The 5,511-nt window shown below is 72.6% G+C and carries 6 protein-coding genes; all 6 read right to left on the bottom strand.

The genetic code is table 11. The annotated features are described in order from the left end of the window. Positions 1-218: 218 nt before the first annotated feature. On the bottom strand, positions 219-866 hold the full coding sequence (locus tag ACOV8S_RS14345) for an arsenate reductase/protein-tyrosine-phosphatase family protein (protein WP_448318195.1): 648 nt from the start codon (positions 864-866) through the stop codon (positions 219-221). Further along, positions 863-1,510 carry an L-threonylcarbamoyladenylate synthase gene (locus ACOV8S_RS14350; protein WP_351111752.1) on the bottom strand — a complete coding sequence of 216 codons (648 nt, stop codon included), beginning with the start codon at positions 1,508-1,510 and terminating at the stop codon, positions 863-865. The genes ACOV8S_RS14345 and ACOV8S_RS14350 overlap by 4 nt, the downstream gene beginning before the upstream one ends. Before the next feature lie 129 nt (positions 1,511-1,639). Next, on the bottom strand, positions 1,640-2,479 hold the full coding sequence (gene prmC / locus ACOV8S_RS14355; RefSeq protein ID WP_448318863.1) for a peptide chain release factor N(5)-glutamine methyltransferase: 840 nt from the start codon (positions 2,477-2,479) through the stop codon (positions 1,640-1,642). 85 nt (positions 2,480-2,564) lie between these two features. After that, the gene (prfA, locus tag ACOV8S_RS14360) at positions 2,565-3,641 is read right to left on the bottom strand and encodes a peptide chain release factor 1 (RefSeq protein ID WP_382557151.1); all 1,077 of its coding nucleotides are present in this window, start codon (positions 3,639-3,641) and stop codon (positions 2,565-2,567) included. A gap of 111 nt (positions 3,642-3,752) precedes the next feature. Continuing rightward, positions 3,753-3,977, bottom strand: a complete 225-nt coding sequence (gene rpmE / locus ACOV8S_RS14365) for a 50S ribosomal protein L31 (protein ID WP_108954369.1) — start codon at positions 3,975-3,977, stop codon at positions 3,753-3,755. Between the two features lie 192 nt (positions 3,978-4,169). Continuing rightward, the gene (locus tag ACOV8S_RS14370) at positions 4,170-5,354 is read right to left on the bottom strand and encodes an LCP family protein (RefSeq protein ID WP_448318196.1); all 1,185 of its coding nucleotides are present in this window, start codon (positions 5,352-5,354) and stop codon (positions 4,170-4,172) included. Positions 5,355-5,511 lie beyond the last annotated feature (157 nt).

Raw genomic sequence — 5,511 nt, forward strand, 5'->3', positions numbered from 1 at the left:
GGGCGGGCGGGGGCGCAGTTGCGGCTCAGCGGCGGCAAGGACCGCCCGCGAGGCAGAGGGTCCGGCGCTCCCAGGGCCAGCACCGCGCGCTCCCCGGGGCCGGCACCGCGAGTGCCCCGGGGCGAGGTGCCCCAGCAGCGGGACGGACGGGCAGGCAGACACGCAGCCGGCGGGACGGCAAGGCGGGGGAACGGCAGGGGTCGGGCCGGCCGCCGAGGTCAGGGGCGGATGCCGGTGAGGGCGGTGAGGACGGGGTCGAGGGCGCCGTGTATCTCCTCGCCGACGGAACGGAAGAAGGGCAGCGGCGCCCCGTACGGGTCGTACACCTCGTCCGCCTCGGGCGTGGGGGCGAGCAACCACCCCCGCAGCGCCGCCGCAGCCCGCACCAACGCCCGAGCCCGCGCACACACCCCGTCCTCGACCGGCGGCAGCGTCGCCGGATCGATCGCCCGCACCAGCCGCGTGAACTCCTTGAGCGTGAAGGTCCGCAGCCCCGCCGAGTGCCCCATGGAGATGACGTGGGCCCGGTGGTCCCGCGTGGCCGTCAGCACCAGGTCGGCGCGGATGACGTGCTCGTCCCGCAGCTCCCGCCCCGTGAACCCGGACGCGTCCGCCCCGTACTCGTCGAGCACGGTGACCGCGTTCTCCTCCATGGGCGCGCCCTCGTGCCCCCACGTGCCGGCGGACTCGACCACCAGTCCGCCCCACCGGGGGTCGCCGAGCCGCTGCGCGAGGGCATGCCGGGTCAGCCGCTCGGTGATCGGCGAGCGGCACACGTTTCCGGTGCTGACGTGGAGGATCCGGAAGCCGGCCTCCCCGCCGTCTTCCTCTCGTATGCCAAGCCCCGCGTCAGGGGCGGGGGTCAATTCGCCACCTCGAGGTCGGGTACCACCTTGCGCAGCTCCTCGGCGGAGATGGCGCCCTGGCGCAGCAGCACCGGCACCGCGCCGGTGACGTCGACGATCGACGAGGGCACGTTGCCCGGCGTGGGACCGCCGTCGAGGTACACGGACACGGAGTCGCCGAGCATCTGCTGGGCGGCGTCGCAGTCCTCCGGGGAGGGGTGGCCGGTGAGGTTGGCGGAGGAGACGGCCATCGGGCCGACCTCGGTCAGCAGCTCGATGGCGACCGGGTGCAGCGGCATCCGCACCGCGACCGTGCCGCGGGTGTCGCCGAGGTCCCAGGCCAGCGACGGCTGCTGGCGGGCGACCAGGGTGAGCGCGCCGGGCCAGAAGGCGTCGACCAGCTCCCAGGCCGTCTCGGAGAAGTCGGTGACCAGACCGTGCAGCGTGTTGGGCGAGCCGATGAGCACCGGGGAGGGCATGTTGCGCCCGCGGCCCTTGGCCTCCAGCAGGTCGCCGACCGCCTCCGCGGAGAAGGCGTCCGCGCCGATGCCGTACACGGTGTCCGTCGGAAGGACGACCAGCTCGCCACGGCGGACGGCGGACGCGGCCTCGCGCAGACCCGTCGTGCGGTCGGTCGCGTCGTTGGTGTCGTATCGCCGTGCCATGTCAGCTGGCCTCCTCGTGCGGGTCGTGCAGGGGGAAGTGTTCGGAAGAAGTGGAAGGAAGGGAAGCGGTCGAACCGCGACCGGAATGCGTGGAGCGGCAGGTACCGGAGGGTCCGCCCGGCCGCGCGCTCACGGCGTCGCCTTGCGGGCCGTGGCGAACCGCGGCCGGTTGTTGAGGTCGGGGTGGTCGGCCGCGTCGGCCCAGCCCCGCTCCTCGGCGAAGATCCAGGGGACCAGGCCGCCCTGGGTGTCGGCGTGCTCGACCACGACGACCCCGCCGGGCCGCAGCAGCCGGTGCGCGGTGCGCTCCAGGCCGCGGATCAGCTCCAGCCCGTCCTGGCCGGAGAACAGCGCCATGTCCGGGTCGTGGTCCCTGGCCTCGGGGGCGACGTACTCCCACTCGGTGAGCGGGATGTACGGCGGGTTGGTGATGACCAGGTCGACCTGGCCGTCCAGGTCCGGGAAGGCGGACAGGGCGTCACCGTGCCGCAGGTCGACGCGGGAGCCCTCGGTGTTCCTGCGGGCCCACTCCAGGGCCTCCTCGGAGAGCTCCACCGCGTGCACCGAGGACCGGGGCACCTCCTGCGCCATGGCCAGCGCGATGGCGCCCGACCCGGTGCACAGGTCCACGATCCTCGGCTCGGCGACGTCCATCGCCCGCACGGCGTCTATGGCCCAGCCCACCACGGACTCGGTCTCCGGCCGGGGCACGAAGACGCCGGGCCCGACCTGGAGCTCCAGGTACCGGAAGAAGGCGCGGCCGGTGATGTGCTGCAGCGGCTCGCGGGCCTCCCGCCGGGCGATGACCTCCCAGTACCGGGCGTCGAAGTCGGAGTCCTTGACGGTGTGCAGCTGGCCCCGCTTCACGCCGTGCACGAACGCGGCGAGCTCCTCCGCGTCGTTGCGCGGCGAGGGCACGCCGGCGTCCGCCAGCCGCTGGGTGGCCTGGGCCACCTCGGCGAGCAGCACGCTGCGCGGGCTCTGGTTCTGCGGCACGCTGGTCCTCCGGTGTCCGGTGTCGTGCGGGACGTCTTCGCTCGGTGGGCGCCGGGCGTCAGGCTGCCGCGAGCTTGGCGGCCGAGTCCGCGTCGACGCAGGCCTGGATCACCGCGTCCAGGTCCCCGTCGAGGACCTGGTCGAGGTTGTAGGCCTTGAAGCCGACCCGGTGGTCGGAGATCCGGTTCTCCGGGAAGTTGTACGTGCGGATCTTCTCGGACCGGTCGACCGTGCGGACCTGGCTGCGGCGCGCGTCGGCGGCCTCCCGCTCCGCCTCCTCCTGAGCGGCGGCGAGCAGCCTGGAGCGCAGGATACGCAGTGCCTGCTCCTTGTTCTGCAGCTGGCTCTTCTCGTTCTGGCAGGAGGCGACGACGCCGGTGGGGATGTGCGTGATGCGCACCGCGGAGTCGGTGGTGTTCACGGACTGCCCGCCCGGACCTGAGGACCGGTAGACGTCGATGCGCAGGTCGTTCGGGTTGATCTCGACGTCGACCTCCTCGGCCTCCGGCGTGACCAGCACGCCCGCGGCCGAGGTGTGGATGCGGCCCGCCGACTCGGTGGCCGGCACGCGCTGCACGCGGTGCACGCCGCCCTCGTACTTCAGGCGCGCCCAGACGCCCTGGCCGGGCTCGGTGGCGCCGTTGCCGCCCTTGGTCTTCACGGCGACCTGGACGTCCTTGTAGCCGCCCAGCTCGGACTCGGTGGCGTCGATGATCTCGGTCTTCCAGCCCACCCGCTCGGCGTACCGCAGGTACATGCGCAGCAGGTCGCCCGCGAACAGCGCGGACTCGTCGCCGCCGGCGCCGGCCTTGATCTCGAGGATGACGTCCTTGTCGTCGCTGGGGTCCCGCGGGACCAGCAGCAGGCGCAGCTTCTCGGTGAGCTCGTCCCGGAGCTTGTCCAGCACCTTGACCTCGGCCGCGAAGTCCGGGTCGTCGGCGGCCAGTTCCTTGGCCGCCTCGATGTCGTCCCCGGTGCGCTTCCAGGAGCGGTAGGTGGCGACGATCGGAGTCAGCTCGGCGTAGCGCTTGTTCAGCTTGCGCGCGTTGGCCTGGTCGGCGTGGACCGACGGATCGGCGAGCTTCTTCTCGAGATCGGCGTGCTCACCGACGAGTTCCTCGACGGCCTCGAACATGTGGGGCTCCTGGCTCCTGGAAGGCGGGCATGGCGGCGAAGGGGGTGGCGACCAAAAACGCCGGTCCCGGCCGCCCTGGGTGGGGCGGCCGAGGACCGGCGCTGTGGCTCGCTACTTCTTCGAGCCGGCCGCAGCCTTGCCGAAGCGGGCCTCGAAGCGGGCCACGCGGCCACCGGTGTCGAGGATCTTCTGCTTGCCCGTGTAGAACGGGTGGCACTCGGAGCAGACCTCGGCACGGATGTTGCCGGAGGTGATGGTGCTGCGAGTCGTGAACGACGCGCCACAGGTGCAGCTGACCTGCGTCTCGACGTACTCGGGGTGGATGTCGCGCTTCAAGGTGTCTCCTAGATTTCGGGAGGGCGCCGGGTCGCCGCCGCGGGATGCGGGGACGTGAACCGGGGCCGACGTACCAGTTTGCCAGTACTGGCCGCATCCCCCAAAACCGGGGTGAGGGCCGTTCTATTCCCCCGCCGGCGCCCCATGCCTCCCGGCCGCCTCAGCATTGACTCCGGGACGTCTCGGGCCGCCTCAGGAGGCGAGGTGGCGGGCCGCGCCGTGGCCGGGCGGGCCGACGACGGCGTCGGCGTGGCCGGCGGCGGATCCCCTGACCTTGGCCGGGATGGCCCTGTCGTGCCGCAGCGCGGACCACACCAGGGCGGCCTCGTCCTTGTCGACGACGACGCGGTTGGGGTCGGCCGGGTCGTAGCCGACGGGCAGTGTCGTCATCGACAGGCGCGACGGCGAGATGTCCTTGAGCCCGCTCGCGAAGGAGGCGAGCGAGGTGACCGAGCCGATGCCGGAGTCGGTGGTGACGGACTTGGTGGCGGTGTTCGCGAGGTCGTACAGCCGCTTCGGGTGGGAGAGCACGCCGACCTCCTTGACCTGCTCGACGAGCGCCTTGACGAACGCCTGCTGCAGCTGGATGCGGCCCAGGTCGGAGCCGTCGCCGACGCCGTGCCGGGTGCGGACCAGGCCGAGGGCCTGCTCGCCGTCCAGGCGGTGGGTCCCGGCCGCGAGTCTGAGGTGGCTGTCCGGGTCGGCGATCTTCTTGCGGGTGGTGACCTCGACGCCGCCGAGGGCGTCGACCATCCGCTTGAAGCCGGTGAAGTCGACCTCGACGAAGTGGTCGACCCGGATCCCGCTCATCGACTCGACCGTCTTGACCGTGCAGGCGGCGCCGCCGGTGGCGTACGCCGAGTTGAACATGACGTCCTCGGCGGCGTCCTGCCGGTGCCCGGACCGGTCGGCGCAGGCGGGCCGGTCGACGAGGGTGTCGCGCGGTATGGAGACCACGCTGGCCGACTTGCGGCCCTTGTGGACGTGGATCAGCATCGCGGTGTCGGCGCGGGCGACGCCGTCGTCGGAACCTCCGCCGAGCTTCTTGTTGCCGCCGGAGCGGCTGTCCGAGCCGAGGACCAGGATGTCCTGGGAGCCGTTCGCGGTGTTCGCGGGGCGGGCGGAGCCGAGCATGTGGTCGATGTCGATGCTCTGGATGTTCCCGTTGAGCTGGGTGTACACGTAGCCGAGTCCCGCGCCGCCGAGCACGACGACGCCTGCCGCGCTCCAGACCGCGGCACGCAGCGCCCGCTGCCGGGTCGTGCGGGGCCTGCGGCGGCGTCCCTTGCCGCCGCGCGTTTTCGCGCGCGGGGTACCGGGCGTGCCGGGGTCGTCGTCCTCCGGTATGCCGGGCGGGGGGGTGCTCTCGGCTGACATCTCTTTCCTCAGGGCCTCTCGGTTGGACGGTGTACCCGTGCGGGCCGAAGCCGAAAGGTTTGCACACGGGGTGTTCGCGCTCCGTGCCCGGACCGCCACCGCCCCGCTCCCCCGCACCGCGACCGCACCCCGTGTGACCTGCGACGATTCCCGCCGC

The organism is Streptomyces sp. CO7, assembly GCF_053474865.1.